Annotated in this window: 25 protein-coding genes; 19 read left to right on the plus strand and 6 right to left on the minus strand. The window is 71.5% G+C overall.

Annotated features, from left to right (window positions below; translation table 11 throughout):
- Positions 1 to 115: 115 nt before the first annotated feature.
- Positions 116 to 3658, plus strand: coding sequence for a DNA polymerase III subunit alpha (gene dnaE / locus AC0KTA_RS28465; protein WP_481051067.1), 3543 nt, complete (start codon positions 116 to 118; stop codon positions 3656 to 3658).
- 123 nt (positions 3659 to 3781) lie between these two features.
- Here dnaE and AC0KTA_RS28470 read toward each other — a convergent pair whose 3' ends face one another.
- Complete coding sequence (locus tag AC0KTA_RS28470; RefSeq protein ID WP_481051068.1) at positions 3782 to 3961, minus strand: hypothetical protein; 180 nt, start codon at positions 3959 to 3961, stop codon at positions 3782 to 3784.
- Positions 3962 to 4269: 308 nt separating this feature from the next.
- Between AC0KTA_RS28470 and AC0KTA_RS28475 the strand changes: the two genes are divergently transcribed.
- The 4 genes from AC0KTA_RS28475 to AC0KTA_RS28490 all read left to right on the plus strand — a co-directional run bounded on the left by AC0KTA_RS28475 (position 4270) and on the right by AC0KTA_RS28490 (position 8319).
- Complete coding sequence (locus tag AC0KTA_RS28475; RefSeq protein WP_481051069.1) at positions 4270 to 5490, plus strand: NYN domain-containing protein; 1221 nt, start codon at positions 4270 to 4272, stop codon at positions 5488 to 5490.
- Positions 5491 to 5627: 137 nt separating this feature from the next.
- Positions 5628 to 6665, plus strand: a complete 1038-nt coding sequence (locus AC0KTA_RS28480) for an ABC transporter ATP-binding protein (RefSeq protein ID WP_481051070.1) — start codon at positions 5628 to 5630, stop codon at positions 6663 to 6665.
- 108 nt (positions 6666 to 6773) lie between these two features.
- Positions 6774 to 7595, plus strand: coding sequence for an ABC transporter permease (locus AC0KTA_RS28485; RefSeq protein WP_481051071.1), 822 nt, complete (start codon positions 6774 to 6776; stop codon positions 7593 to 7595).
- Between the two features lie 55 nt (positions 7596 to 7650).
- Positions 7651 to 8319: a DUF2567 domain-containing protein gene (locus AC0KTA_RS28490; protein ID WP_481051072.1), complete on the plus strand. Its 669-nt coding sequence runs from the start codon at positions 7651 to 7653 to the stop codon at positions 8317 to 8319.
- A gap of 336 nt (positions 8320 to 8655) precedes the next feature.
- Here the strand turns inward: AC0KTA_RS28490 and ybaK are convergent, their stop codons facing one another.
- The 4 genes from ybaK to AC0KTA_RS28510 all read right to left on the minus strand — a co-directional run bounded on the left by ybaK (position 8656) and on the right by AC0KTA_RS28510 (position 12587).
- Entirely contained in the window at positions 8656 to 9156 is a 501-nt protein-coding gene (gene ybaK / locus AC0KTA_RS28495; RefSeq protein ID WP_481051073.1) for a Cys-tRNA(Pro) deacylase, read from the minus strand.
- Positions 9157 to 9197: 41 nt separating this feature from the next.
- Complete coding sequence (locus AC0KTA_RS28500) at positions 9198 to 9938, minus strand: LON peptidase substrate-binding domain-containing protein (RefSeq protein ID WP_481051074.1); 741 nt, start codon at positions 9936 to 9938, stop codon at positions 9198 to 9200.
- An 11-nt stretch (positions 9939 to 9949) separates the two neighbouring features.
- Complete coding sequence (locus tag AC0KTA_RS28505; protein ID WP_481051075.1) at positions 9950 to 10966, minus strand: hypothetical protein; 1017 nt, start codon at positions 10964 to 10966, stop codon at positions 9950 to 9952.
- Positions 10967 to 11072: 106 nt separating this feature from the next.
- Positions 11073 to 12587 carry an oxidoreductase gene (locus AC0KTA_RS28510; RefSeq protein ID WP_481056592.1) on the minus strand — a complete coding sequence of 505 codons (1515 nt, stop codon included), beginning with the start codon at positions 12585 to 12587 and terminating at the stop codon, positions 11073 to 11075.
- A gap of 260 nt (positions 12588 to 12847) precedes the next feature.
- Between AC0KTA_RS28510 and hisD the strand changes: the two genes are divergently transcribed.
- The 11 genes from hisD to AC0KTA_RS28565 all read left to right on the plus strand — a co-directional run bounded on the left by hisD (position 12848) and on the right by AC0KTA_RS28565 (position 20875).
- Positions 12848 to 14170, plus strand: coding sequence for a histidinol dehydrogenase (gene hisD, locus AC0KTA_RS28515; RefSeq protein ID WP_481051076.1), 1323 nt, complete (start codon positions 12848 to 12850; stop codon positions 14168 to 14170).
- Positions 14149 to 15288, plus strand: a complete 1140-nt coding sequence (locus tag AC0KTA_RS28520; RefSeq protein ID WP_481051077.1) for a histidinol-phosphate transaminase — start codon at positions 14149 to 14151, stop codon at positions 15286 to 15288. The genes hisD and AC0KTA_RS28520 overlap by 22 nt, the downstream gene beginning before the upstream one ends.
- Positions 15285 to 15878: an imidazoleglycerol-phosphate dehydratase HisB gene (gene hisB / locus AC0KTA_RS28525; protein WP_481051078.1), complete on the plus strand. Its 594-nt coding sequence runs from the start codon at positions 15285 to 15287 to the stop codon at positions 15876 to 15878. Before AC0KTA_RS28520 ends, hisB begins: the two co-directional genes overlap by 4 nt.
- Before the next feature lie 3 nt (positions 15879 to 15881).
- On the plus strand, positions 15882 to 16046 hold the full coding sequence (locus AC0KTA_RS28530) for a hypothetical protein (RefSeq protein WP_481051079.1): 165 nt from the start codon (positions 15882 to 15884) through the stop codon (positions 16044 to 16046).
- Positions 16037 to 16684 (plus strand): imidazole glycerol phosphate synthase subunit HisH, encoded by a 648-nt coding sequence (gene hisH / locus AC0KTA_RS28535; protein ID WP_481051080.1) that lies wholly within the window; start codon positions 16037 to 16039, stop codon positions 16682 to 16684. The genes AC0KTA_RS28530 and hisH overlap by 10 nt, the downstream gene beginning before the upstream one ends.
- Positions 16681 to 17406, plus strand: a complete 726-nt coding sequence (gene priA, locus AC0KTA_RS28540) for a bifunctional 1-(5-phosphoribosyl)-5-((5-phosphoribosylamino)methylideneamino)imidazole-4-carboxamide isomerase/phosphoribosylanthranilate isomerase PriA (protein WP_016641797.1) — start codon at positions 16681 to 16683, stop codon at positions 17404 to 17406. The genes hisH and priA overlap by 4 nt, the downstream gene beginning before the upstream one ends.
- Positions 17403 to 17798, plus strand: coding sequence for a Rid family hydrolase (locus tag AC0KTA_RS28545; RefSeq protein WP_481051081.1), 396 nt, complete (start codon positions 17403 to 17405; stop codon positions 17796 to 17798). The genes priA and AC0KTA_RS28545 overlap by 4 nt, the downstream gene beginning before the upstream one ends.
- Positions 17795 to 18565, plus strand: coding sequence for an imidazole glycerol phosphate synthase subunit HisF (gene hisF, locus AC0KTA_RS28550; RefSeq protein ID WP_481051082.1), 771 nt, complete (start codon positions 17795 to 17797; stop codon positions 18563 to 18565). The genes AC0KTA_RS28545 and hisF overlap by 4 nt, the downstream gene beginning before the upstream one ends.
- A gap of 177 nt (positions 18566 to 18742) precedes the next feature.
- Positions 18743 to 19327, plus strand: a complete 585-nt coding sequence (locus AC0KTA_RS28555; RefSeq protein ID WP_481056593.1) for an ArsR/SmtB family transcription factor — start codon at positions 18743 to 18745, stop codon at positions 19325 to 19327.
- 13 nt (positions 19328 to 19340) lie between these two features.
- Positions 19341 to 20591 carry an MFS transporter gene (locus AC0KTA_RS28560; protein ID WP_481051083.1) on the plus strand — a complete coding sequence of 417 codons (1251 nt, stop codon included), beginning with the start codon at positions 19341 to 19343 and terminating at the stop codon, positions 20589 to 20591.
- An 83-nt stretch (positions 20592 to 20674) separates the two neighbouring features.
- Positions 20675 to 20875, plus strand: a complete 201-nt coding sequence (locus AC0KTA_RS28565) for an antitoxin (RefSeq protein ID WP_481051084.1) — start codon at positions 20675 to 20677, stop codon at positions 20873 to 20875.
- Between the two features lie 186 nt (positions 20876 to 21061).
- On the opposite strand, the gene AC0KTA_RS28570 is transcribed toward AC0KTA_RS28565, so the two are convergent.
- On the minus strand, positions 21062 to 21697 hold the full coding sequence (locus AC0KTA_RS28570) for a TIGR03085 family metal-binding protein (RefSeq protein ID WP_481051085.1): 636 nt from the start codon (positions 21695 to 21697) through the stop codon (positions 21062 to 21064).
- Between the two features lie 81 nt (positions 21698 to 21778).
- Here AC0KTA_RS28570 and hisI point away from each other — a divergent pair, with 81 nt between their 5' ends.
- The 3 genes from hisI to AC0KTA_RS28585 are packed head-to-tail and all read left to right on the plus strand — an operon-like array spanning position 21779 to position 24382.
- Complete coding sequence (hisI, locus tag AC0KTA_RS28575) at positions 21779 to 22162, plus strand: phosphoribosyl-AMP cyclohydrolase (protein ID WP_481051086.1); 384 nt, start codon at positions 21779 to 21781, stop codon at positions 22160 to 22162.
- Positions 22163 to 22173: 11 nt separating this feature from the next.
- Positions 22174 to 23697, plus strand: coding sequence for an anthranilate synthase component I (locus AC0KTA_RS28580; protein ID WP_481051087.1), 1524 nt, complete (start codon positions 22174 to 22176; stop codon positions 23695 to 23697).
- A gap of 7 nt (positions 23698 to 23704) precedes the next feature.
- A complete protein-coding gene (locus AC0KTA_RS28585; protein WP_481051088.1) occupies positions 23705 to 24382 on the plus strand; it encodes a TIGR02234 family membrane protein in 678 nt (225 codons plus the stop codon).
- Positions 24383 to 24392 lie beyond the last annotated feature (10 nt).

Genomic DNA, 24392 nt, shown 5'->3' on the forward strand with positions numbered 1-24392 from the left:
CCCGACCGTACTCCCGAGTGCCCGCCCGCTGTCAGTGAGCCGGACTAGACTTCCACGCTGTCCCCCCAGACTGCCCGCAGCCTGTCGCCCAGTGTTCTCGTTGGAGGCCCCAGCCGTGTCGAAGCCGCCGTTCACGCACCTGCACGTCCACACCCAGTACTCGCTGCTGGACGGTGCCGCGCGGCTGAAGGACATGTTCAAGGCGTGCAATGAGATGGGCATGACGCACATCGCGATGTCCGACCACGGCAACCTGCACGGGGCGTACGACTTCTTCCACTCGGCGCAGAAGGCGGGCGTGACGCCCATCATCGGCATCGAGGCGTATGTGGCGCCGGAGTCCCGGCGCAACAAGCGCAAGATCCAGTGGGGCCAGCCGCACCAGAAGCGGGACGACGTGTCCGGTTCGGGTGGTTATACGCACAAGACGATCTGGGCGGCGAACAAGACCGGCCTGCACAATCTGTTCAAGCTGTCCTCGGACGCGTACGCGGAGGGCTGGCTGCAGAAGTGGCCGCGAATGGACAAGGAGACCATCTCCCAGTGGTCGGAGGGTCTGATCGCCTCGACGGGGTGCCCCTCGGGTGAGCTGCAGACCCGGCTGCGGCTCGGCCAGTTCGACGAGGCGCTGAAGGCGGCGTCGGAGTACCAGGACATCTTCGGCAAGGACCGGTATTTCCTGGAGCTGATGGACCACGGCATCGAGATCGAGCGCCGGGTCCGCGACGGCCTGCTGGAGGTCGGCAAGAAGCTCGGCATCCCGCCGCTGGTCACCAACGACTCGCACTACACGTACGCGCACGAGGCGACGGCGCATGACGCCCTGCTGTGCATCCAGACGGGCAAGAACCTCTCGGATCCGGACCGGTTCCGGTTCGACGGGACGGGCTATTACCTGAAGTCCACGGACGAGATGTACGCGATCGACTCCTCGGACGCGTGGCAGGAGGGCTGCCGCAACACCCTTCTGGTGGCGGAGCAGATCGACACGACCGGCATGTTCGAGAAGCGCGACCTCATGCCGAAGTTCGACATCCCCGAAGAGGGCTACACCAACGTCACCTGGTTCAAGGAAGAAGTGCGGCGCGGCATGCACCGCCGCTTCCCGAACGGGATCCCGGACGACCGCCAGAAGCAGGCGGAGTACGAGATGGACATCATCATCCAGATGGGGTTCCCGGGCTACTTCCTCGTGGTCGCCGACTTCATCATGTGGGCCAAGAAGAACGGCATCGCGGTGGGCCCGGGCCGAGGCTCCGCGGCCGGTTCGATCGTGGCGTACGCGATGGGCATCACCGACCTCGACCCCATCGAGCACGGACTGATCTTCGAGCGGTTCCTCAACCCCGAGCGCGTCTCCATGCCCGACGTCGACATCGACTTCGACGAGCGCAGGCGCGTCGAAGTGATCAGGTACGTGACCGAGAAGTACGGCGAGGACAAGGTCGCCATGATCGGCACGTACGGCAAGATCAAGGCGAAGAACGCCATCAAGGACTCCGCCCGCGTCCTCGGCTATCCGTACGCGATGGGCGACCGCCTCACCAAGGCCATGCCCGCCGACGTCCTGGGCAAGGGCATCGACCTCGACGGCATCACCAACCCCGAGCACCCGCGCTACAGCGAGGCGGGCGAGATCCGGGGGATGTACGAGAACGAGCCGGACGTGAAGAAGGTCATCGACACCGCCAAGGGCGTCGAGGGCCTGGTCCGGCAGATGGGTGTGCACGCCGCGGGCGTGATCATGTCCAGCGAGCCCATCATCGACCACGCCCCGATCTGGGTGCGGCACACCGACGGCGTGACCATCACGCAGTGGGACTACCCGCAGTGCGAGTCGCTCGGCCTGATCAAGATGGACTTCCTGGGCCTGCGCAACCTCACGATCATGGACGACGCCGTCAAGATGGTGGAGGCCAACAAGGGCATCAAGCTGGAGATGCTCGAGGTCCCCCTCGACGACCCCAAGACGTACGAACTGCTCTGCCGCGGTGACACGCTCGGCGTCTTCCAGTTCGACGGCGGCCCGATGCGCTCGCTCCTGCGCCAGATGCAGCCCGACAACTTCGAGGACATTTCCGCCGTCTCGGCCCTGTACCGGCCGGGCCCGATGGGCATGAACTCGCACACGAACTACGCCGAGCGCAAGAACGGCCGCCAGGAGATCACCCCCATCCACAAGGAGCTCGAAGAGCCCCTGAAGGAGACCCTGGGCCTCACCTACGGCCTGATCGTGTACCAGGAGCAGGTGCAGAAGGCCGCCCAGATCGTCGCCGGTTACTCGCTCGGCGAGGCCGACATCCTGCGCCGCGTGATGGGCAAGAAGAAGCCCGAGGAGCTGGAGAAGAACTTCGCGATCTTCCAGGCCGGCGCCCGCAAGAACGGCTTCTCCGACGAGGCGATCCAGGCCCTCTGGGACGTCCTGGTGCCCTTCGCCGGATACGCGTTCAACAAGGCGCACTCGTCCGCGTACGGCCTTGTCACCTACTGGACCGCGTATCTCAAGGCGAATTATCCGGCCGAGTACATGGCGGCGCTGCTGACGTCGGTGAAGGACGACAAGGACAAGTCGGCGGTGTATCTGAACGAGTGCCGGCGCATGGGCATCAAGGTGCTGCCGCCGAACGTGAACGAGTCGGTGCACAACTTCGCCGCGCAGGGCGACGACGTGATCCTGTTCGGGCTCGAGGCGGTGCGCAATGTCGGCACGAACGTCGTGGAGTCGATCATCCGCTCGCGCAAGGCGAAGGGGAAGTTCGTGTCCTTCCCCGACTACCTGGACAAGGTGGAGGCGGCCGCCTGCAACAAGCGGACCACGGAGTCGCTGATCAAGGCGGGCGCGTTCGACACCATGGGGCACACCCGCAAGGGTCTGACCGCGCAGTACGAGCCGATGATCGACAATGTGGTGGCGGTCAAGCGCAAGGAGGCCGAGGGGCAGTTCGACCTGTTCGGCGGGATGGGCGAGGACGACTCCAGTGAGCCCGGGTTCGGCCTGGACGTGGAGTTCTCCGAGGAGGAGTGGGACAAGACGTATCTGCTGGCCCAGGAGCGGGAGATGCTGGGCCTTTATGTGTCGGACCACCCGCTGTTCGGGCTCGAGCATGTGCTGTCCGACAAGGCGGACGCGGGGATCGGGCAGCTGACCGGCGGGGACTTCTCCGACGGCGCGGTGGTGACGATCGGCGGGATCATCTCCGGGCTGCAGCGCAAGATGACCAAGCAGGGCAACGCGTGGGCGATCGCGACGGTGGAGGACCTGGCGGGCTCGATCGAGTGCATGTTCTTCCCCGCGACGTATCAGCTGGTGTCCACGCAACTGGTCGAGGACGCGGTGGTGTTCGTCAAGGGACGCCTCGACAAGCGTGAGGACGTCCCCCGCCTCGTCGCCATGGAGATGCAGGTCCCCGACCTGTCGAACGCCGGCACCAACGCGCCCGTACTGATCACCATCCCGACCGTGAAGGTGAGCCCGCCGATGGTCACCCGCCTCGGCGAGATCCTCAGCCACCACAAGGGCAACAGCGAGGTGCGGATCAAGCTCCAGGGCGCGCAGAAGACCACGGTGCTCCGGCTCGACCGGCACCGCGTGAAGCCCGACCCGGCGCTCTTCGGCGACCTGAAGGTGCTGCTCGGCCCGTCCTGCCTGGCGGGCTGACCTTCTGGATCACGGCTTCTGGAGCACGCCTCCTGGACAACGGCTTCAGGAGCGCCGCACGGCCAAGGGGCGCACCCGGTTCGGGTGCGCCCCTCATGTGTGCCTGTGCAGGCGTCAGTTGCGTCAGTTGTGGCCGAAACGACGCTGGTGCTTACGGGCAACATCCGCCGGGCTGCCCTGGGCCTGCGACTGCATGGCCTGCTGGGCTTCCGTCGCCGCCGACTTCGCCTCCTCCTGGGCCTTCTCGGCCTGCGAGGCACGGCTCTGCTGGGCGGCCTGTTTGCGGTTCTTGTTCTTGGCCATGGTGATCTTCCTCCTGGGGTGATCTGGGGGCCAGGACGCGACCAGACTCACATAGGTCCACAGAACGCGCATTTCGGATAATTACCGTGCGTAATAAGGGCTGTCGATGGGTACAGAGCGGATACGCCACGCCGAAGATCGAGTTCGGGCCGTTAACCTCCCCGAGGTCGGGCAGACTCGAAGGAAACCCGAAGTAACCTCCAGGATCCTCTGGATCTCCCGATCCTTTGAATCTCCTGATCCCCGTCCGGGATCTGTGGGACCTTCGGGCACCTTCAGGAATCTTCCAGGGAAAGAGGGTGGATCGCGTGGACCGCTGCATCGTCCTGGTGGACGCCGGGTATCTGCTGGGAGCCGCCGCGAGCCTCCTCGCGGGAGAGCCCTCCCGGTCCAGGATCACGGTCGATCACACCGCCCTGATCCATGGCCTGCGCGAGCGCGCCGAGTCCGATACGGAGCGCCCCCTGCTGCGGATCTACTGGTTCGACGGCGCCCCCGACCGCGTACCCCAGCCGGAGCACCGAAGGCTCCGTGTGATGCCGCGCGTCACCGTCCGCCTGGGCGCCCTGACCCGCAGCGACGGGCGCTGGGCGCAGAAGGGCGTGGACGCCGCGATGCACGCCGAGCTGACCGAGCTCGCCCGCAACCGCGCCTGCTCCGACGTCGTGCTCGTCACCGGCGACGGCGACCTGCTGCCCGGCATGATGGCAGCCAAGGAGCACGGTGTCGCCGTCCACCTCTGGGCCGTGCAGGCCGCCGACGGCGACTACAACCAGTCCGAGGACCTGGTCGCCGAGGCCGACGAGCGGCGGGTCCTCGACCGCGCGTGGATCACCAAGGCCGTCCGCGCCAAGGAACTGACCGGCGTCTGCGCCCCGCCGCCCGCGCCGCGCCCCGAGATCGCCGCGATCCTCTCCGCGCCGCTGCCCGAGTCCGCGCTCGCCACCGGCGGTGACCAGACCCGCCCGGCCCCCGCCCCGCACCCCGCGTCGGCCCCTCGCGGTCAGGAGAACGGGGAGCGGATTCCGGCCGCCAAGGGCGTCCCCACCCCCAAGGACCTCGCCGCCCTGCGCGGCCCCGGCACCCAGCCCGTCAAGGAGGCCGCCAACGCGACCCTGCGCTGGTCGTCCGACAAGGGCTGGGTCGACCGCCCCGGCACCCCCGCCGAATCCGCCGAGGCCGCGGCGCTGCCCACGCTCGCCCAGCTCACCACGGCCGAGCAGCGCTGGGCCGACCGCGAGGAGGACATCACCACGGTCGGCGGCGATCCCTACGAGGTCGGCCAGGTCTTCGCCCGCCGCTGGATGGCCCGCCTGCCCGAGCAGCACAACCTGCAGAAGCTCGGCGCGATGTACCCGCGCATCCCGCACCGCATCGACGGCGAACTGCTGCGGTACGCGGCCCGGTTCGGGCTGCTCGCCCACAAGGACGACCAGATCGACGAGCACGACCGGTACGCGATCCGGGCGGGTTTCTGGCGCGAGATCGACGTCCGCACCGCCGCCGAGCACGCTCCCGCGGGGGAATGAGGCGGAGGTACGGCCCCTTTTCGGGGAAGTTCCGAAGAAGCGTACGGAGAAGTGAGCGCCCTTTTCAGTGTGATGAGGGGGCGCGAGGGCCGCCCCGCGCGCCATACCGGACATCGGACCCCGTACCCTCGTCCTTCGTGAGTACGCGCGCGGCACAGGCAGTCCGACAGGGGCTCCGGCAGGGGCACGGCAGCGATGCCGTCTGCGTCGTGCGTGACCTGGTCAAGGTCTATCCGGCCGCCCGCGGCAGGCGCGGCAGGCCCGCTACGCCCGAGGTCCGGGCCAGCGACGGCCTCGGCATCGAGGTCGGCCGCGGCGAGATCTTCGGCCTCCTCGGGCCCAACGGCGCCGGCAAGTCCACCCTCGTACGCCAGCTCACCGGGCTGATGCGGCCCGACAGCGGCAGCGTCCAGGTCCTCGGCCACGACATCGTGCGCCATCCGGAGCGGGCCGCCCGGCTCCTCGCCTATCTGGGGCAGGAATCCACGGCCCTCGACGAGCTGACGGTCTCCCTCGCCGTCGAGACGACCGCGCGGCTCCGCGGGCTCGACACCGCCCGCGCGCGGGCCGAGCGCGACGACGTCCTGGACGAGCTGGGGCTCACCGCCCTCGCCTCGCGCCCCCTGAAGAAGCTGTCCGGCGGTCAGCGCCGGCTCGCCTGCTTCGCCACCGCGCTGGTGGGGGAGCGGCGCCTGCTCGTGCTCGACGAGCCGACGACCGGCATGGACCCGGTGGCGCGGCGCGCCGTGTGGGGCGCGGTCGACCGGCGCCGCGCCGAGCAGGGCACGACCGTCCTGCTGGTCACCCACAACGTCATCGAGGCCGAGACGGTGCTCGACCGCGTCGCCGTGCTCGACCACGGCCGGGTGATCGCCTGCGACACCCCCACCGGGCTCAAGGAACAGGTCGCCGGGGAGGTCCGGGTGGAGCTCGTCTGGCGCGAGCGGGCGCCTGTCGACGTGCCGGAGGTCGCCGCGCTGCGGTCCTCCGCGGTCGAGTCCGGGCGCAAGTGGACGCTGCGGCTCGCGCCGGAGGAGGCGCGGGCGGCCGTCGCCGCGGTTACTGGCGGGGGCGCCTTTGCCGCGTTGGACGACTTCACGTTGGCCACGCCCAGCCTGGAGGACGTGTATCTCGCGCTGGGCGGGCGGGGCGGCGACGGGTTGGTGAAAGCGTGAATCCCAGGCACGTGAGTCTGGTGGGCGCAGGCCGCGCGGACGTGGGCCGAGTTGTGGGGCGCCCGTGAGGCGTGGTGTTGTCAGGCCAGTCGGCAGGAAGGTTGTCCGTTGAGTGCCGTTCCCCTGGAAGCCGTCGTGCGCGCCGAGGACGGTGTCGCACCGGTGCCGGACGTCGCGGCGCCGCTCGGGGCGCGGGCGCGGCTCCTGCCGGCCCTGGGCGCCGTGTACCGGGCGCAGCTCTCGCGCGCCCGCGTCGCGCGGATCCCGCTGCTCTTCGTCGCCACCTTCCAGTCCGTCGGGATCATGATCCTGATGCGGGGCGTGGTGGACGGGGGCGGGGAGGCGCACGCCGTCGTGGCCGGGTCCTCCGTGCTCGTGGTCGCGTTCGTGGCGCTGAACCTGCTCGCCCAGTACTTCGGCCAGCTCCGCGGCGACGGCGGCCTCGACCACTACGCCACGCTGCCCGTGCCGCCCGCCGCCGTCGTCCTCGGCGCCGCGGCCGCGTACGCCTCCTTCACGGTGCCCGGCACCATCGTCACGGCCGTCGTCGGCTGCGGCCTCTTCGGCCTGCCGCTGACGCACCTGTGGGTGCTCGCCGCGGTGATCCCGCTCGCCGGTGCCGCGCTCGCCGGGCTCGGCGCCGCCCTTGGCCTGCTCGCGCCGCGGCCCGAACTCGCCACCCTGCTCGGGCAGATGGGCATGTCCGCCGCGCTCCTTCTCGGGGTGCTCCCGGCCGACCGGATGCCCGGATTCCTCCAGTACGCGCGCGACCTGCTGCCCTCCACGTACGGCGTGGAGGCCCTCGCCCGGACCTTCCGGCCCGACCCCGACTGGGCGGCCGTGCTGCTCGACCTCGCGGTCTGCGCGGGCGTCGGCGTCGTCTCGCTGGCCGTCGCCACCTGGGCCTACCGGCGGGCCGCCGTCCGCTGACGCCGATCCGCCGTCCGGTGGGGCGCATCTCAGGTCGAGCTGGCACCATGTGTGCGTGACCGCACCGCTTACTCCCTCCCAACCGCCGCACGACCAGCCCGGGCAGAATCCCTGGCAGGGACCCGCGAAGCCCTCGGGGCCCGGGGCCGAGACAGCGCAGGAGGAGGGTGGGCCCGGCATGAAGGCCGAGGTGCGGGACGCCGTAGTGATCATGATCGCGGTGGCGGTGAGCGGAGTGCTGCTCGGGCTGCTGTGGCTGTGGCTGGCGCCCCGGGTGCCGCTGATCGCCGACAACGAGGCGGTGTACCTCAAGGACACCGAGGGCGAGCAGGCCATCGGGGTCGACGGAACGTTCACTCTGCTGGGGCTCGCGTTCGGGTTCGTCAGCGCGCTCGTGGTGTTCCTCGTGCGGCGGCGGGGTGGGATTCCGCTGGTCGTCGGGCTGGCCGTGGGGTCCCTGCTGGGTGCGGTGCTCGCTTGGCGGGTGGGGGTGTGGGTCGGGCCCGAGACGGATGTCGTGGCGCACGCCAAGTCTGTGGGGCGCGGGGTTGTCTTCGACGCGCCCATGGAGTTGAAGGCCAAGGGGGTGCTGTTGGCTTGGCCCGTTGCCGCGATGGTCGTTCAGCTTGCGCTGACGGGGTTCTTTGGGCCTCGGGATCCTGAGTCGTTGTCGTCGTACGACGAGGGGTATCGCGATGCGTATGGGGCGCCGCCTGAGCGGTAGGGGTGCCCTGCGGGGCTTTCCCCGCTGCGTCCACTAGCGCGCTCCGCGCGCGGGCGCCCCTTCCCGAAACCAGGGGGCTCGCGCCCCCTGGACCCCCCGGGTGGGTGGGATTCTTGGGTGGGTGGGACAGCTCCCGCCGAATCGGCCTTCGGCCTCGTCCTCAAACGCCGGACGGGCTTGAAAGAACAACCGGCAGCCGGACGGGCTTGAACAACCTCAAGCTACGCCGGGCGCCTTCCGTGGTTCGACTTGCCCTTTCTTGTGCGCCATTTCCGCTTGCGTGTTTTTTTCGACATGGGTGTGGTCCTAGTCGAGGACCGGGGACCCGTCGAGGGGTCATTCACGTCCGATCGGGGCGAGTACCGCGGCGGTGAGGGCCGCCAGGTCGGCGGGGGCCAGTTCGACCTCCAGGCCGCGGCGGCCCGCCGAGACGCAGATCGTGGGGTGTGCGGAGGCCGAGTCGTCCAGGACCGTACGGAGCTTCTTGCGCTGGCCCAGGGGCGAGATTCCGCCGCGTACATAGCCCGTGGTGCGCTCGGCCGCCGCCGGGTCCGCCATCGTCGCGCGCTTGCCGCCTACCGCCGTGGCCAGGGCCTTCAGGTTCAGGGTGCCCGCCACCGGCACCACGGCCACGGTCAGTTCGCCGTCGACGTCCGCTACCAGCGTCTTGAAGACGCGGTCGGGCGAGACTCCCATCGCCTCCGCGGCCTCTTGGCCGTAACTGGAGTGGGAGGGGTCGTGGTCGTAGGAGTGGACCGTGAAGGGCGTGCCCGCCGCGGTCAGGGCCACCGTCGCGGGGGTGCCGCCCGCCTGCGTCTTCTTCTGCTTCTTCGCCACGCTGCTCGTCGCTTTCCTGCTTCGTACGGCCGTTGCGTACCTCAGTTGAGGCTCGTCGTGCCGCGCGTCAGCTCCGTCGCGGGCAACGACGGCAGGTTACGGATGATCGCGGTCTCGGTGCGCAGCAATTTCAGCTCCTCGCGGAGCCGGGACGCCGTGTCCTGGGCTTCGAGCAGGTGCTGCTTGGTGGGGGTGTCGAGCACGGCCGCCGCCGCGACCAGGTACGACACCACCGACGGCTCGTCGGGGAGCTCCGCGCTGGTCGACAAGGAGCGCTCCCGCGCGCCCGCGAGCCGCTTCTGGTACGAGCGGAAGGCCCGCAGCACGCCCTGGGCGAGCGCGCCCGCCTCCTCGCCCGGCTGCTCCTCCAGCGGTTCGAGCTCGGCGGTCAGAAAGGGCCCGGACGCGTCCACCGAGCGCAGCCGCACCCGGGTCGTGCCCGTGGCCAGGACCTCGAAGCCGCCGTCCTCGCGCTCCCGGATGGTCGCCGCGTCCGCGACGCAGCCCACCTCGTGGAAGGCCTTCATCGGGTCGTCGCCGAAGCCCGCGGCGGGCCCCTGCTCGGGCTGCGCGGTCTGGTCGGGCAGACCGGGCGCGCTCGGCGCGACTTCCCGGCCGTCACGGATCGCCACGACCGCGAACTGCCGCTGCTCCTCGTCGGGAACCTTCAGGAGTTCGCGCATCATGGCGCGATAGCGCTCCTCGAAGACGTTCAGGGGCAGCACGAGTCCCGGGAACAGCACCGAGTTGAGCGGGAAGAGCGGAAGCCGGACGGTCGTCACGATCCGAAAGCCTAACGGCCACCGGAGCCCGGACCGTCCGCGTGCGCGCGCCCGCCGCGCAGCGGTGTGCGTGCCGCGACCTCTATCCGCACCCCGTCCCTCAGCTCCAGGAACTGCCCGAGCGGGTCGTCGGAGAGCCGGTCCCAGGGGAACGACGTCGCGTGCGGACCGATCAGGCGGAGCTGGTCGAACGCGTCGTGCCAGCGCTCCAGGCGGATCAGGACGTACATGAGGAGGTTGCGGACCTCGGCCGGCCAGGGGTCGGCGGCGGCGTACTCGCCGGACAGGGCGACCGCCAGGTCGGCGGCGCTGTCCAGGCGCTCGCGCGGCAGATTTCCGGCGGCGCTCGTCAGATACGCGAACGCGGCGCGCACCGGCAGCGCCTGTATCAGCGATCCGGGCAGCGCGTCCGCCGCCGCCCGCTCCGCGAAGTGGAAGCACTCGGCGTGCGAGCCGTACCAGTCCGCCGACAGATACATCAGCGCCGAGGCGTGGCAGCCGTAGTGGTACGAGGAGCGGCGCACCGCCTGCGCCCACAGCGCCTCGAACTCGGAGTGCGAGGCGTGCGTGCCGCGGGCGTGGTCGAGCGCGATGCGCCACGGCACCGGGTCGCGCGGGTCGGCGTCGGCGGCCGCCGTGAGCAGCGGGCTCACCTCGCGCAGCAGCTCCGCGCGCGCGGGGGAGGCCCAGCCGCGTACGACCGCCAGCTCGGCCTTGAGCAGCGCCGCGTCCGGGTCGTGCGGGGCGGCGGACAGCCAGTCGTCGAACCACTCGGAGCGGGAGCGGGCGAACGCGGCGAGGCGGGTGGCGTACCGGTCGCGGTTCTCCCACTCGGCGGCCTCGCGGGTGGTGGCGAGCAGCTTGGCGGCCGGGCCGTACTCACCGCGGCCCGCGGCGACGAGGGCCGGGCCCAGGCGGTCGTCCGGGACGTCGAGCAGCACCTCGTCGTCGGGGGTGAGGCCGGTGGCCAGGCGTGGGGTGTGGCGGACCATGCGGGCGGTGCGGACGAGGGCACGCAGGAGCGGCATGGTGGTTCCCCCCTTGCGCGTGGATGGTCTCTGGCGGTCGTTGTGTCTTGACGGGCGAGGCGGGGCGATGGTTGCCCATCGCCAGGTAACGGTTCCGCAGCGGGGCTCAGCTTCTGCGCAGCAATCGCGTTGCCCCCGCCGCCACCGTCGTCGCCAGGATCCAGCCGAGCAGGATCAGGGCCGCGGCCAGCCACTGCCAGCCGCCGCGGAGCTGCCAGTAGCTGTCCTGGCCCAGGTTGATGACCGGCAGGAGGAGGTCGAGGGCGAAGAGGGAGGGGTTCCAGTTGGGGTGTTCGCCGGGCTTGAGCGGGGGGTGGTCGGCCCGCGAGAAGGCGATGGCGCTCGCCGCCCACAGGACCGCCATCCACAGCGCGGCCCGCCCCGGCCGGTAGCCGTACGCGACCGTCCAGTCCTGGGCGTACCCCCACAGCTTGGCCGCCGGGGGCAGCGTCTCGCGGCGGCGGCGCTGCTTGGCGAGCAGCACCTCGCGGGCGTCGGCGTCCTCGCCGCCGTTGCGCAGGACGGTGGCGAGCTTCTCGTAGGGCTCGGGGTTGTACTCGGCGGTGGCGGCGGCCACCCACTGGAGGCGGCGGGACAGCGGGAAGCTGCCCTGCGGGATGAGGTTCTCGTACGTGAAGCCGCCCATCTGCAGGCCGCCGGGGCCCGGCCAGCTCGCCGCCCTGTCCATCAGGTTGACCACCCGGGCGCCGGACAGCACGATCCTGCCGCGGCGCGGGGCCTCGGAGAGGAAGCGCAGCTCGGGCGTCTGGACGCGGCGCAGCGACACCTCCTGGTCGTTCTGCAGCGTGAACCTGGCCTGGCCGAAATCCACCGCGTCGCCGAAGCGCCCGTCGTCCAGACGGATGCCGCCCTCGCACTCGAAGCGCTGCACCCGCGTCCCGCGCGCGGGCGTCGTGCCGCTGGTCTGCGGGGGATTGCCGACGCCCGCCGGGGTCAGATACAGGGTGCGCTCGACGGTGAGCTGGGGCGCGTTCAGGGCGCGGCGGCCGTAGGGATTGGCCAGGCGGCTCCCGCGCAGGCTCAGGCTGACGCCGACCTTCGCGCCGCGCAGGCTCAGCTCGCCGTGCGACTCCAGCATCTCGGCCTGCAGGTCCTGGCCGACCGTCATGCCGTCGCCCATGATCGAGCGGCCGCGCCGGTCGCGGTACACCACGGCCTGGTTGAGCAGCAGGTCCGTGCCGATGTGGGCGTCCGTGAGCCGCATGCCGTTGTGGACGCGGCAGCGCGGCAGATGCAGGTCGCCCTCGGTGTGCAGCCGGGCGCCCTCCAGGCGCGGGATCGAGCAGTCGACCATGCGCAGCGTGGTGAAGCGCGCCTCGGGGAGCAGGACCTCCTTCTCGAAGCGGCAGCCCTTCAGCTCCGCGTACGGCACCACCACGCCGCCCGCCAGGTCCAGCACGTCGGTGATCTGCACCCCGGCCAGCTTCAGCGACGACACCCGCCCGGCCAGCGCCGGCGGACCGTCCAGCAGCAGCCAGCACACGATGCGGGCCCGGACACTGCGCCCCGGGCCCCAGGGGTGGCCGCCGTGCGGGTCGTCCACCGCCGCGTCCCCCGACCTCAGGTCGTACACGCTGCCGTTGCGGAACGCCTGCCACATGCCGATCTCCGCGGCGGTCAGCCCGTCCGGCGGGTCCCCGATGCCGGTGTCGTCGACCACTGCTGACTTCCTCCCGTACGTTCCCGCGGCGCACGCGTGCCTCGTACACCTGTTCATGCCCGCTCCGTGACCGGCTGAACGCTAGTGGTGAACGTGGTCTTCCGTTAATTCGCCGGGCGAACCGTAAACGTCCGGACGGCTTGTATCAGCCATTGATACGGGCGACCGGGCGCCCGTGGCGGTCTGCGAGAATTGGACATGTGATCTCTCGAATCGATCTGCGCGGCGACGCCCTCCCCGAGGGCCCCGCTCTGCGCGCCCTGCTGCCCCGTGCCGACTTCGACGTCGCGGCCGCCCTGGAGAAGGTGCGTCCGATCTGCGAAGACGTGCATCATCGCGGCGACGCGGCACTGATCGAGTACGCGGAGAAGTTCGACGGCGTGAAGCTGGAGCAGGTCCGGGTGCCCGCCGCCGCCCTCGCCGAGGCCCTGGAGTGGCTCGACCCGGACGTCCGCCACGCCCTCAAGGAGTCCATCCGCCGCGCCCGCGCCGTCCACCGCGCCCAGCGCCGCGCCTCGCACACCACCCAGGTCGTGCCCGGCGGCGCCGTCACCGAGAAGTGGGTGCCGGTCGAGCGCGTCGGTCTGTACGCACCGGGCGGCCGCTCCGTCTACCCGTCCTCCGTGATCATGAACGCGGTGCCCGCGCAGGAGGCCGGCGTCGCCTCCATGGCGCTCGCCTCGCCGCCCCAGGCCGACTTCGAGGGCCTGCCGCACCCGACGATCCTCGCGGCCTGCGCGCTCCTCGGCATCGACGAGGTGTACGCGGTCGGCGGCGCCCAGGCCGTGGCGATGTTCGCGTACGGCACCGAGGAGTGCCCGCCCGCCAACATGGTCACCGGACCCGGCAACATCTGGGTCGCCGCCGCCAAGCGGTACTTCACGGGACGCATCGGCATCGACACCGAGGCCGGGCCGACCGAGATCGCGATCCTCGCCGACGACACCGCCGACCCGGTGCACGTCGCCTCCGACCTGATCAGCCAGGCCGAGCACGACCCGCTGGCCGCCGCCGTCCTCGTCACGGACTGCACCGAGCTCGCGGACGCCGTCGCCAAGGAGCTGCAGCCGCAGGTCGCCGCCACCAAGCACGTCGAGGACCGGATCGTCCCGGCCCTCGCGGGCAGGCAGTCCGCGATCGTCCTGGTCGACGGCGTGGAGGAGGGCCTCAGGGTCGTCGACGCGTACGGCGCCGAGCACCTGGAGATCCAGACCCGCGACGCCGCGGCCGTCGCCGACCGCGTCAAGAACGCGGGCGCGATCTTCGTCGGCCCCTGGGCGCCGGTCTCGCTCGGCGACTACTGCGCGGGCTCCAACCACGTGCTGCCGACGGGCGGTTGCGCGTGCCACTCGTCCGGCCTGTCCGTCCAGTCCTTCCTGCGCGGCATCCACATCGTGGACTACACCCGCGAGGCCCTGGCCGAGGTCGCCCACCACGTGGTGACGCTCGCGGAGGCCGAGGACCTGCCCGCGCACGGCGCCGCCATCAAGGCGAGGTTCGGATGGAAGGTGCCGGGCCAGTGAGCGACGCACGCATCTCGGGCATCGACGACCTTCCCGTCCGGGACGAGCTGCGGGGCAAGTCCCCTTACGGCGCGCCCCAGTTGGACGTCCCCGTCCGCCTGAACACGAACGAGAACCCCTACCCGCTGCCCGAGCCGCTGGTCGAGCGCATCGCCGAGCGCGTGCGCGAGGCCGCCCGGCACCTCAACCGCTACCCGGACCGGGACGCGGTGGAGCTGCGCACCCGGCTCGCCGAGTATCTGACGCGGACCGGCGGCCACGAGGTCACGCTCACCAACGTGTGGGCGGCGAACGGCTCGAACGAAGTCATCCAGCAGCTGCTGCAGACCTTCGGCGGCCCGGGCCGCACGGCGATCGGCTTCGAACCCTCGTACTCGATGCACGGCCTGATAGCGCGCGGCACCGGCACCGGCTGGATCTCGGGCCCGCGCCGCGACGACTTCACCATCGACCCCGAAGCGGCCACGCGGGCCATCGCCGAGAACCGGCCGGACGTCGTCTTCATCACCACGCCCAACAACCCCACGGGCAACGCGGTCTCGGCCGACACGGTCGTCGCCCTGTACGACGCCGCGCAGGCCGCCAAGCCGTCCATCGTCGTCGTCGACGAGGCGTACGTGGAATTCAGCCACGGAGCGTCACTGCTCCCGCTGCTCGAGGGCCGCCCGCACCTCGTCATCTCCCGCACGATGTCCAAGGCCTTCGGCGCGGCCGGGCTGCGCCTCGGCTATCTCGCCGCCCACCCGGCGGTCGTCGACGCCGTGCAGCTCGTCCGCCTGCCGTATCACCTGTCGGCTGTCACCCAGGCCACCGCGCTCGCCGCCCTGGAGCACACGGATACGCTCCTCGGCTATGTGAGCCGGCTCAAGGCCGAGCGCGACCGCCTCGTCGACGAGCTGCGCGCGATCGGCTTCGAAGTCACGGAGTCGGACGCCAACTTCGTGCAGTTCGGACGGTTCGCCGACGCCCATGAGGTGTGGCGGAAGATCCTCGACCGGGGCGTCCTGGTCCGGGACAACGGCGTGCCCGGCTGGCTGCGGGTCACCGCGGGAACTCCCGCCGAAAACGACGCGTTCCTCGATGCGGTACGCGAACTCAAAAAGGAGCAGTTGGCATGAGCCGCGTAGGCAGAGTCGAGCGGACCACCAAGGAGACCTCGGTCCTCGTCGAGATCGACCTCGACGGCACCGGCAAGGTCGACGTGTCGACGGGGGTCGGTTTCTACGACCACATGCTCGACCAGCTGGGCCGGCACGGCCTGTTCGACCTCACCGTCAAGACCGACGGCGACCTGCACATCGACTCGCACCACACGATCGAGGACACCGCGCTCGCCCTCGGCGCCGCCTTCAAGCAGGCCCTCGGCGACAAGGTCGGCATCTACCGCTTCGGCAACTGCACGGTCCCGCTCGACGAGTCCCTCGCCCAGGTGACCGTCGACCTCTCCGGCCGCCCGTATCTGATGCACACCGAGCCGGAGAACATGGCGCCGATGATCGGCGAGTACGACACGACGATGACCCGGCACATCTTCGAGTCCTTCGTCGCCCAGGCGCAGATCGCCCTGCACATCCACGTGCCGTACGGCCGCAACGCCCACCACATCGTGGAGTGCCAGTTCAAGGCCCTCGCCCGGGCCCTGCGGTACGCCAGTGAGCGCGACCCGCGCGCGGCCGGCATCCTCCCCTCCACGAAGGGCGCCCTCTAAGCCATGAACGGCATCTCCACCCTGCTGCTCTTCGTCGGACTCTTCCTGCTCGGCGGCGTCTACTCCTTCGTCAAGCAGAAGCAGTCCAAGAGCCTCATCACGCTCCTGTCCGTCGGGGCCGCCATGTGCCTGATCGCGGGCATCGTCCGCCTGGAGGTGTGGAATTGAGCGCGGCCAAGCGCGTAGTGGTCTTCGACTACGGCTTCGGGAACGTCCGTTCCGCCGAGCGTGCCCTCGCGCGCGCGGGCGCCGATGTCGAGATCACGCGTGACTACGACAAGGCCATGAACGCCGACGGCCTCCTGGTGCCCGGCGTCGGCGCCTTCGCCGCCTGCATGAAGGGCCTCACCGAGGCGCGCGGCGACTGGATCGTCGGCCGCCGCCTTGCCGGCGGCCGCCCGGTGATGGGCATCTGCGTCGGCATGCAGATCCTCTTCGCGCGCGGCATCGAGCACGGCGTCGAGACCGAGGGCCTGGACGAGTGGCCCGGCACGGTCGAGCCGCTGAAGGCCGAGATAGTGCCCCACATGGGCTGGAACACGGTCGCCGCCCCGGCGGACTCCGAGCTCTTCAAGGGCCTGGGCGCGGACGAGCGCTACTACTTCGTGCATTCGTACGCGGTCCACGACTGGTCCCTCGAAGTCGCGAACCCCGCGATGCGTGCCCCCAAGGTCACCTGGTCCACGCACGGCGAGCCGTTCGTCGCGGCCGTGGAGAACGGCGCCCTGTGGGCCACCCAGTTCCACCCCGAGAAGTCCGGCGACGCCGGCGCCCAGCTCCTCACCAACTGGATCGGAACCCTGTGAGCACCCTCGAACTCCTCCCCGCCGTCGACGTCCGCGACGGCCAGGCCGTGCGCCTCGTCCACGGCGAGTCCGGCTCGGAGACGTCCTACGGCTCCCCGCTGGAGGCCGCCCTGGCCTGGCAGCGGTCGGGTGCCGAGTGGCTGCACCTGGTCGACCTGGACGCGGCGTTCGGCACGGGCGACAACCGCGAGCTGATCGCCGAGGTCGCCGGGGCCATGGACATCAAGGTCGAGCTGTCCGGCGGCATCCGCGACGACGCCTCGCTCGCCGCCGCCCTCGCCACCGGCTGCACCCGCGTCAACCTCGGCACGGCAGCCCTGGAGACCCCCGAGTGGGTCGCCAAGGTCATCGCCGAGCACGGCGACAAGATCGCGGTGGGCCTCGACGTGCGCGGCACCACCCTGCGCGGCCGCGGCTGGACCCGCGACGGCGGCGACCTCTACGAAACCCTGGAGCGCCTGAACGCCGAGGGCTGCGCGCGCTACGTGGTCACCGACATCGCCAAGGACGGCACCCTCCAGGGCCCGAACCTGGAGCTGCTCCGCAACGTGTGCGCGGCGACGGACCGCCCGGTGGTCGCCTCCGGCGGCGTCTCGTCCCTGGACGACCTGCGCGCCATCGCGGGGCTCGTGCCGCAGGGCGTGGAGGGCGCGATCGTCGGAAAGGCGCTGTACGCGAAGGCGTTCACGCTGGAGGCGGCCCTCGAGGCCGTGCGCTCATGAGCGGCGTACGACGCGTGCAGAGCGGCAGTCCCTGGGAGGAGGCCTTCGGCTTCGCCCGCGCGGTCGAGGCCGGCGACCGGGTCGTGGTCGGTGGCACCACCTCCTTCAAGGGCCCGGTCCTGCACGGCGAGGGCGACCCCTATGAGCAGACGCGGGTCGCCATCGCCAACGCCCTCGCGGCGATCGCCGAGTTCGGGCTCGGCCCCGAGTCCGTGACCGCCGTGCGTCTCCTCATCACCCACGCGCGGGACGTCGACGCGGTGGGCCGCGCGCACAAGGAGGTCTTCGACTCCGTGCGCCCGGTGATGACCATGGTGGTCGTCTCCGGCTTCGTCGACTCGCGCATCCTGGTCGAAGTGGAACTGGAAGCTTTCCGAGGAGCCCCCGCATGACGCTCGCCGTAAGGGTCATCCCCTGCCTGGACGTGGACAACGGCCGGGTCGTCAAGGGAGTCAACTTCCAGAACCTGCGCGACGCGGGCGACCCCGTCGAAATGGCCAAGGTGTACGACGCCGAGGGCGCCGACGAGCTGACGTTCCTGGACATCACCGCGTCCTCCGGTGACCGCGAGACGACGTACGACGTGGTCCGCCGCACCGCCGAGCAGGTCTTCATCCCGCTCACGGTCGGCGGCGGCGTCCGCACCGCCGAGGACGTCGACAAGCTGCTGCGGGCCGGCGCGGACAAGGTCGGCGTGAACACGGCCGCGATCGCCCGCCCCGACCTGATCCGCGAGATCGCCGAACGCTTCGGGCGGCAGGTCCTGGTCCTCTCGGTCGACGCCCGCCGGGCCCCTTCCCGCAATGGCTCTCCTGGCTCCTTCGAGGTCACCACCCACGGCGGCCGGAAGTCCGCCGGGATCGACGCCGTCGAGTGGGCGCACCGCGCCGCCGAGCTGGGCGCGGGCGAGATCCTGTTGAACTCGATGGACGCGGACGGCACGAAGGACGGCTACGACATCGAGCTGATCGAAGCCGTCCGCAAGCACGTCACCGTCCCCGTCATCGCGTCGGGCGGCGCGGGCCGCCTGGACCACTTCCCGCCCGCCGTCGCGGCGGGTGCGGACGCCGTCCTCGCCGCGTCCGTCTTCCACTTCGGCGACCTGCGGATCGGCGAGGTGAAGGAGACGCTGCGGGTGGCGGGGCACCCCGTCCGGTAGGGCTTGGCAGCTTGGCCCCGGTTCACCTCAGGGTGGCCGGGGCCTTGTTGCGCACCGATGAGAAAGAAAAGTTGCGCAATATTGGTTGCGCAACTTTTCCTTCCTATCTAGCGTGAGGGCATGAACGACAAGCCGGAGAACGGCCTGAGCGACAAGCCCGAGCAGGGCACGGGGGCCATGCCCGAAGACCGCCGCATCACCGACCTGGGCACCCTGAAGGCCTTCGGCCACCCGCTGCGCCTGAAGCTGTACCGCGCGCTGTACGTGCGCCGCAGGGCCACGGCCTCGCAGCTCGCCGAGGAGGTCGACGGCGCCGTCTCGCTGGTCAGCTACCACCTGCGCAAACTCGCCGAGCACGGCCTCATCGAGGAGGCCCCCGGCGCCCACCGCGGCGACGGCCGCGAGCGCTGGTGGCAGCCCGCGCAGCAGGGCCTGAGCCTGCACCGGCGGGACTTCGAGGACGCCCCCGAGAAGCTCGCCGCGCACGCCGCCGTGTCCCGCACGATCGTCGACCAGCGCACCGACGCCTACCGGCGCTATCTCGACGAGCAGGCCGCCTGGAGCCCCGAGTGGCAGGCCGCGGTGGCCTGCTCCGACTATCTGCTCCGGCTCACCGCCGCCGAACTCGCCGAGCTCTCCGGCGAGTTGCGCGCCGTCATCAAGAAGTACGTCGACTCCGGCAACGCCGCGCACGAGGCGGACGACGACGAAGGGCGCGAGAACGTCGCGCTGCACCTCTACAGCTTCCCGTTCCGGACCTGAAGGACTGACGGGCGTGACCGCCACCGAGCCGCGCACCGCCACCGCCCGGACCGCCGGGAAGCCCGCTCACCGGGACGGGAACGTCCTGCGCTGGCTCGCCGCGTACACCGCGTCGATGATCGGCGACAGCGTCTACTTCGTCGCTCTGTCCTGGGCCGCCGCGCGCGGCGGCAGCGCCGCGCAGACCGGCCTCGTGCTCGCCGTCGGTGCCGTGCCGCGCGCCCTCCTGATGCTGGGCGGAGGAGTCGTCGCCGACCGGTTCGGCCCGCGCCGGGTGGTGATCGGCAGCGATGCCGCCCGCTGCGTGGTGATCCTCGCGGTCGCCGGGCTCATCGCGGTGTCGGCGCCGGGCGTCTGGCTCCTCACGGCCGGCGCCCTCGTCTTCGGCGTGGTGGATGCCCTGTTCCTGCCGAGCGTCGGTGCCCTGCCGCCGCGCATCACCGTGCCGGGGGAGCTCGCCCGGGTGCAGGGCATGCGGAGCCTCGCCCAGCGCGCGGCCACGATCACCGCCGCGCCGCTCGGCGGGGCCGCGGTCGCCGTGGGCGGGCCCGCGGCCGGGTTCGCCGTCGCCGGTGTGCTGTTCGCCGTCTCGCTGCCGCTGCTGCTCGCCGTGAAGGTGCGGGAGCTGCCCGCCGACGACCGGACCGACGGCACGGAATCCGCCCGGCGGCAGTTGCTGAGCGGGCTGCGGTACGTGCGCGGGCACAAGGTGCTTGCGCCCCTGATGGTCGTGATCGCGGTGACCGAGATGGGCTTCTCCGGGCCCGGCAACGTGGGGATCGTGCTGCTCGCCGACGAGCGGGGCTGGGGCGCGGCCGGGATGGGCTGGGTCGTCTCCGGGTTCGGCGCGGGGGCGGCGCTTGCCGCGCTCGCCGTGGCCGTGCGGGGGCGGATGCGGCGGGCGGGGGCCGTGCTGTCGTGGACGGCGCTGCCGGGGGCGGCGGCGCTCGCGGCCGTGGCGTACGTGCCGACGGTCGCGTGGGCGGTACTCGCGGCGCTGCTCGTGGGGCTGCTGCTCGGGCTCGGCGGGGCACTGGGCGGGGCGCTGGTGCAGACCGTCACCGAGGCCGCGTACATGGGGCGGGTCATGTCGGTGGCGAGCCTGCTCACGCTCGGGGTGCCGCCGCTGTGCTACCCGCTCACCGGCGCCGCCATCGGTACGTGGGGTGTCGGTCCCGTGTTCGTGGCGGGGGCCGTGGTGACCGGGGCGGGGGCGGTGGTGGGGCTGCGGTGGCTGCGGGGCGCGGAGCTGTCCGGGCCGTGACGGTGACGGCGGGTTTCTGCGGATGCGAGCTGCGTGTTCGGCGCCCATGCTGGAAGTGACCGACGAAAGCAAGGAGGCCGGCTATGTCTGTGATGGACAAGCTGAAGCAGATGCTCAAGGGTCACGAGGACCAGGCGGGGAAGGGCATCGACAAGGGCGGTGACTTTGTCGACGACAAGACTCAGGGCAAGTACAGCAGCCAGGTCGACACGGCCCAGGACAAGCTCAAGCAGCAGCTTGGCAGTGACCAGGAGCGCGGGCAGGACAACCCGCCCCAGCCGTGACGCTGCCCCCGCCCATCGCGGCTGAACAGCGGCTCTGACGCCCGCTGCGGCCCCGTGCCGCATACGTGGGACGGCCGCGGCAGACGCTCACCGCGCCTGCCGCGGCCGTCCGGCGTTCCTTGCTGGAGGCCGGGCTGTTGGAGGCCGGGCTCACGGTCCCGGAGGCCGATCCGGCCGGACCGACCGTCAGAGCCCGAGCTGCTTCGCCTCGTGCAGCCGCGCCACCGCGTCCTTGTCGCCCTCCAGCTCCACGTCCGCCGCCTCCTGGCGGCCGAAGACGAACATCAGGAGCTCGGCCGGCTCGCCCGTCGCCGTGACGACCGGGGTGCCGCGGTGCGCCACCGCCGTCTGCCCGTCCGGGCGGCGCAGGACAAGACCGACCGGCGCCTTGCGGCCGATGACGCGCGCCATCCGCTCCAGGCGGGACCACAGGGCGTCGGCGAAGACCGGGTCGATCTCGCGCGGCGTCCAGTCGGGCTGCGCCCGGCGCACGTCCTCGGCGTGGACATAGAACTCCACGGCGTTCGACGCCTCGTCGACCTGCTTCAGACTGAAGGGCGAGAACCGCGGCGGCCCCGTACGAATGAGCTGGATCAACTCCTCGTACGGCTTCGCGGCGAACTCGGCCTGCACCCGCTCCAGACGCGGGGCGAGCTGCTTGATCAGGATTCCGCCCGCGGCGTCCGCGCGCCGCTCGCGCACCACCACGTGGGCCGCGAGGTCGCGGGCGTTCCAGCCTTCGCAGAGGGTCGGCGCGTCCGGACCGGCGGCTTCCAACAGATCGGCGAGGAGAAGCCGTTCACGCTTGGCATGGGTCGACATGAAGCCAGCCTACGACCGGGTGCCCGGTCCGGACAGTGGACATCCGCCGGGTGCGCGCCGCGCGGGCGGCACAATGGCCCCATGACCGCATCGCCCCAGCCCAGCAGCCTCGACCCGAAGATCGCCGCGCGCCTCAGGCGCAGCGCCGACGGCCTGGTCCCCGCCATCGCCCAGCAGTACGACACCGGCGAGGTGCTGATGCTCGGCTGGATGGACGACGAGGCGCTGCACCGCACCCTGACGACGGGCCGCTGCACCTACTGGTCGCGCAGCCGTCAGGAGTACTGGGTCAAGGGCGACACGTCGGGGCACTTCCAGTACGTGAAGTCCGTGGCCCTCGACTGCGACGCCGACACCGTCCTCGTCCAGGTCGACCAGGTCGGCGCGGCCTGCCACACCGGCACCCGCACCTGCTTCGACTCCGACGTGCTTCCGGTGACCGGCGCCCCGGCACCGGGTCAGTAGGGTCTGCTGCCATGGATCTCGAGACCTTCCGCAAGCTCGCGACCGACCGCCGAGTGATCCCCGTCAGCCGCAGACTCCTCGCGGACGGCGACACTCCGGTCGGGCTCTACCGCAAGCTCGCCGCCGAGCGCCCCGGCACGTTCCTCCTGGAATCCGCGGAGAACGGCCGGTCCTGGTCCCGCTACTCCTTCGTCGGCGTCCGCAGCGCCGCCACCCTCACCACCCGCGACGGCGAGGCCCACTGGCTCGGCACCCCGCCCGTCGGCGTGCCCACCACCGGCGACCCCCTGTACGCCCTGCGCGCCACCATCGACACCCTGCACACCCCGCGCGATCTGGCCGGCGCCGAGGGCCTGCCCCCGTTCACCGGCGGCATGGTCGGCTACCTCGGCTACGACATCGTGCGCCGCCTGGAGAAGATCGGCCCCGGGGAGCGGGACGACCTGCGGCTCCCCGAGCTGACCATGCTGCTCACCAGCGACCTCGCCGTCCTCGACCACTGGGACGGCTCTGTCCTGCTCATCGCCAACGCGATCAACCACAACGACCTCGACACCGGCGTCGACGAGGCGTACCGGGACGCCGTCGCCCGCCTCGACGCCATGCAGGCCGACCTCTCCCGGCCCGTCTCCCAGCCCCCGGCCGCGCTCCCGCCGTCCGAACTGCCCGAGTACACCGCGCTGTGGGGCGGCAAGCAGTACCAGGACGCCGTCGAGGACATCAAGGAACGCATCCGCGCGGGCGAGGCCTTCCAGGTCGTGCCGTCGCAGCGCTTCGAAACCCCGTGCGGGGCAAGCGCGTTGGACGTCTACCGCGTGCTGCGGGCCACCAACCCCTCGCCGTACATGTACCTGCTCAGGTTCCCCCACGAGGACGGCGAGACCTTCGACGTCGTCGGGTCCTCGCCGGAGGCGCTGGTCAAGGTCGAGGACGGGCGGGCCATGGTGCACCCCATCGCCGGGACCCGGCCGCGCGGCGCCACCCCGCGGGAGGACCAGGCACTCGCCGACGAACTCCTCGCCGACCCCAAGGAACGCGCCGAGCACCTGATGCTCGTCGACCTGGGCCGCAACGACCTGGGCCGGGTCTGCGAGCCGGGCTCCGTCGAGGTCGTGGACTTCATGTCCGTCGAGAAGTACTCGCACGTCATGCACATCGTCTCCACGGTCACCGGCCGCGTCGCCGACGGCCGCACCGCCTTCGACGTGCTCACCGCCTGCTTCCCCGCGGGCACCCTCTCCGGCGCCCCCAAGCCCCGCGCCATGCAGATCATCGACGAGCTGGAGCCGTCCCGGCGCGGTCTGTACGGCGGCTGCGTCGGCTACCTCGACTTCGCCGGAGACTCCGACACCGCCATCGCCATCCGCACCGCGCTGCTGCGCGACGGCACGGCGTACGTGCAGGCCGGAGCCGGGGTCGTCGCCGACTCCGACCCCGTCGCCGAGGACACCGAGTGCCGCAACAAGGCCGCCGCCGTGCTCCGCGCCATCCATACCGCGAACCGGCTGCACGCCCCCGCGAGCCGTGAGGGATAGTGGACGGGTGACTTCTGCAGTGCCGACACCCCGTACCGACGGCGCGTCGCCCCGTTCCGACGGGGCGCCGCAGGTGGCCGCCGACCCCGCCCCGCGCGGCGGCCGGCGCAGCCTCGCCGCCGCCCTGCTGCTCGGCGCCGCCGGCGCGGCCCTCGCGCTGCTCGCGTCCCGGCAGTCCTGGGCGCACGGCACCGCGGCCGTGGCGGGCGGCGACTTCCCGCTGACCGCCAAGGGCAGCGACGTCACGGGCGTGCCCGCGGCCCTCGCGATAGTGGGCCTGGCCGCGCTCGTCGCGGTCTTCGCGGTGCGCCGCACCGGCCGCCTGCTCGTGTCACTGCTGCTCGCGCTCAGCGGCGTGGGCATCATCGTGGCCGCGCTGCTCGGCGCGAACGACAGCGGCGCCCTCGACGAGAAGGCCGCCGACACCTCCGGCGACGCCGCGTCCCGCATCGCCGACCTCAGCCACACCGGCTGGCCCTACGCCGCCGCGGCCGCGGGCGCCCTGATCCTCGCCGCCGGGCTGCTCGCCCTCATCTGCGGCCGCGGCTGGCCCGCGATGTCGGGGCGCTACGAACGCGACGGCGCCCCCCGGCCGCGCGCTCCGCGCCGCGCCCCCGACCCGGACCGCCCCGAGGACCTGTGGAAGGCCATCGACCGCGGCGAGGACCCGACCCGCGAGGCCTGACACCACCGCA

Source organism: Streptomyces sp. Y309, from assembly GCF_056712025.1.

Excerpts from the sequence above, each read along its gene's own strand:
- AC0KTA_RS28470 (WP_481051068.1), bottom strand. The coding sequence starts at position 3,961 with ATGGCCAAGAACAAGAACCGCAAACAGGCCGCCCAGCAGAGCCGTGCC.
- AC0KTA_RS28505 (WP_481051075.1), bottom strand. The coding sequence starts at position 10,966 with ATGCCGCTCCTGCGTGCCCTCGTCCGCACCGCCCGCATGGTCCGCCAC.
- AC0KTA_RS28510 (WP_481056592.1), bottom strand. The coding sequence starts at position 12,587 with ATGTGGCAGGCGTTCCGCAACGGCAGCGTGTACGACCTGAGGTCGGGG.
- AC0KTA_RS28520 (WP_481051077.1), top strand. The coding sequence starts at position 14,149 with ATGGAAGGTGCCGGGCCAGTGAGCGACGCACGCATCTCGGGCATCGAC.
- hisB (WP_481051078.1), top strand. The coding sequence starts at position 15,285 with ATGAGCCGCGTAGGCAGAGTCGAGCGGACCACCAAGGAGACCTCGGTC.
- AC0KTA_RS28530 (WP_481051079.1), top strand. The coding sequence starts at position 15,882 with ATGAACGGCATCTCCACCCTGCTGCTCTTCGTCGGACTCTTCCTGCTC.
- AC0KTA_RS28545 (WP_481051081.1), top strand. The coding sequence starts at position 17,403 with ATGAGCGGCGTACGACGCGTGCAGAGCGGCAGTCCCTGGGAGGAGGCC.
- hisF (WP_481051082.1), top strand. The coding sequence starts at position 17,795 with ATGACGCTCGCCGTAAGGGTCATCCCCTGCCTGGACGTGGACAACGGC.
- AC0KTA_RS28555 (WP_481056593.1), top strand. The coding sequence starts at position 18,743 with ATGCCCGAAGACCGCCGCATCACCGACCTGGGCACCCTGAAGGCCTTC.
- AC0KTA_RS28565 (WP_481051084.1), top strand. The coding sequence starts at position 20,675 with ATGTCTGTGATGGACAAGCTGAAGCAGATGCTCAAGGGTCACGAGGAC.
- AC0KTA_RS28570 (WP_481051085.1), bottom strand. The coding sequence starts at position 21,697 with ATGTCGACCCATGCCAAGCGTGAACGGCTTCTCCTCGCCGATCTGTTG.
- hisI (WP_481051086.1), top strand. The coding sequence starts at position 21,779 with ATGACCGCATCGCCCCAGCCCAGCAGCCTCGACCCGAAGATCGCCGCG.
- AC0KTA_RS28580 (WP_481051087.1), top strand. The coding sequence starts at position 22,174 with ATGGATCTCGAGACCTTCCGCAAGCTCGCGACCGACCGCCGAGTGATC.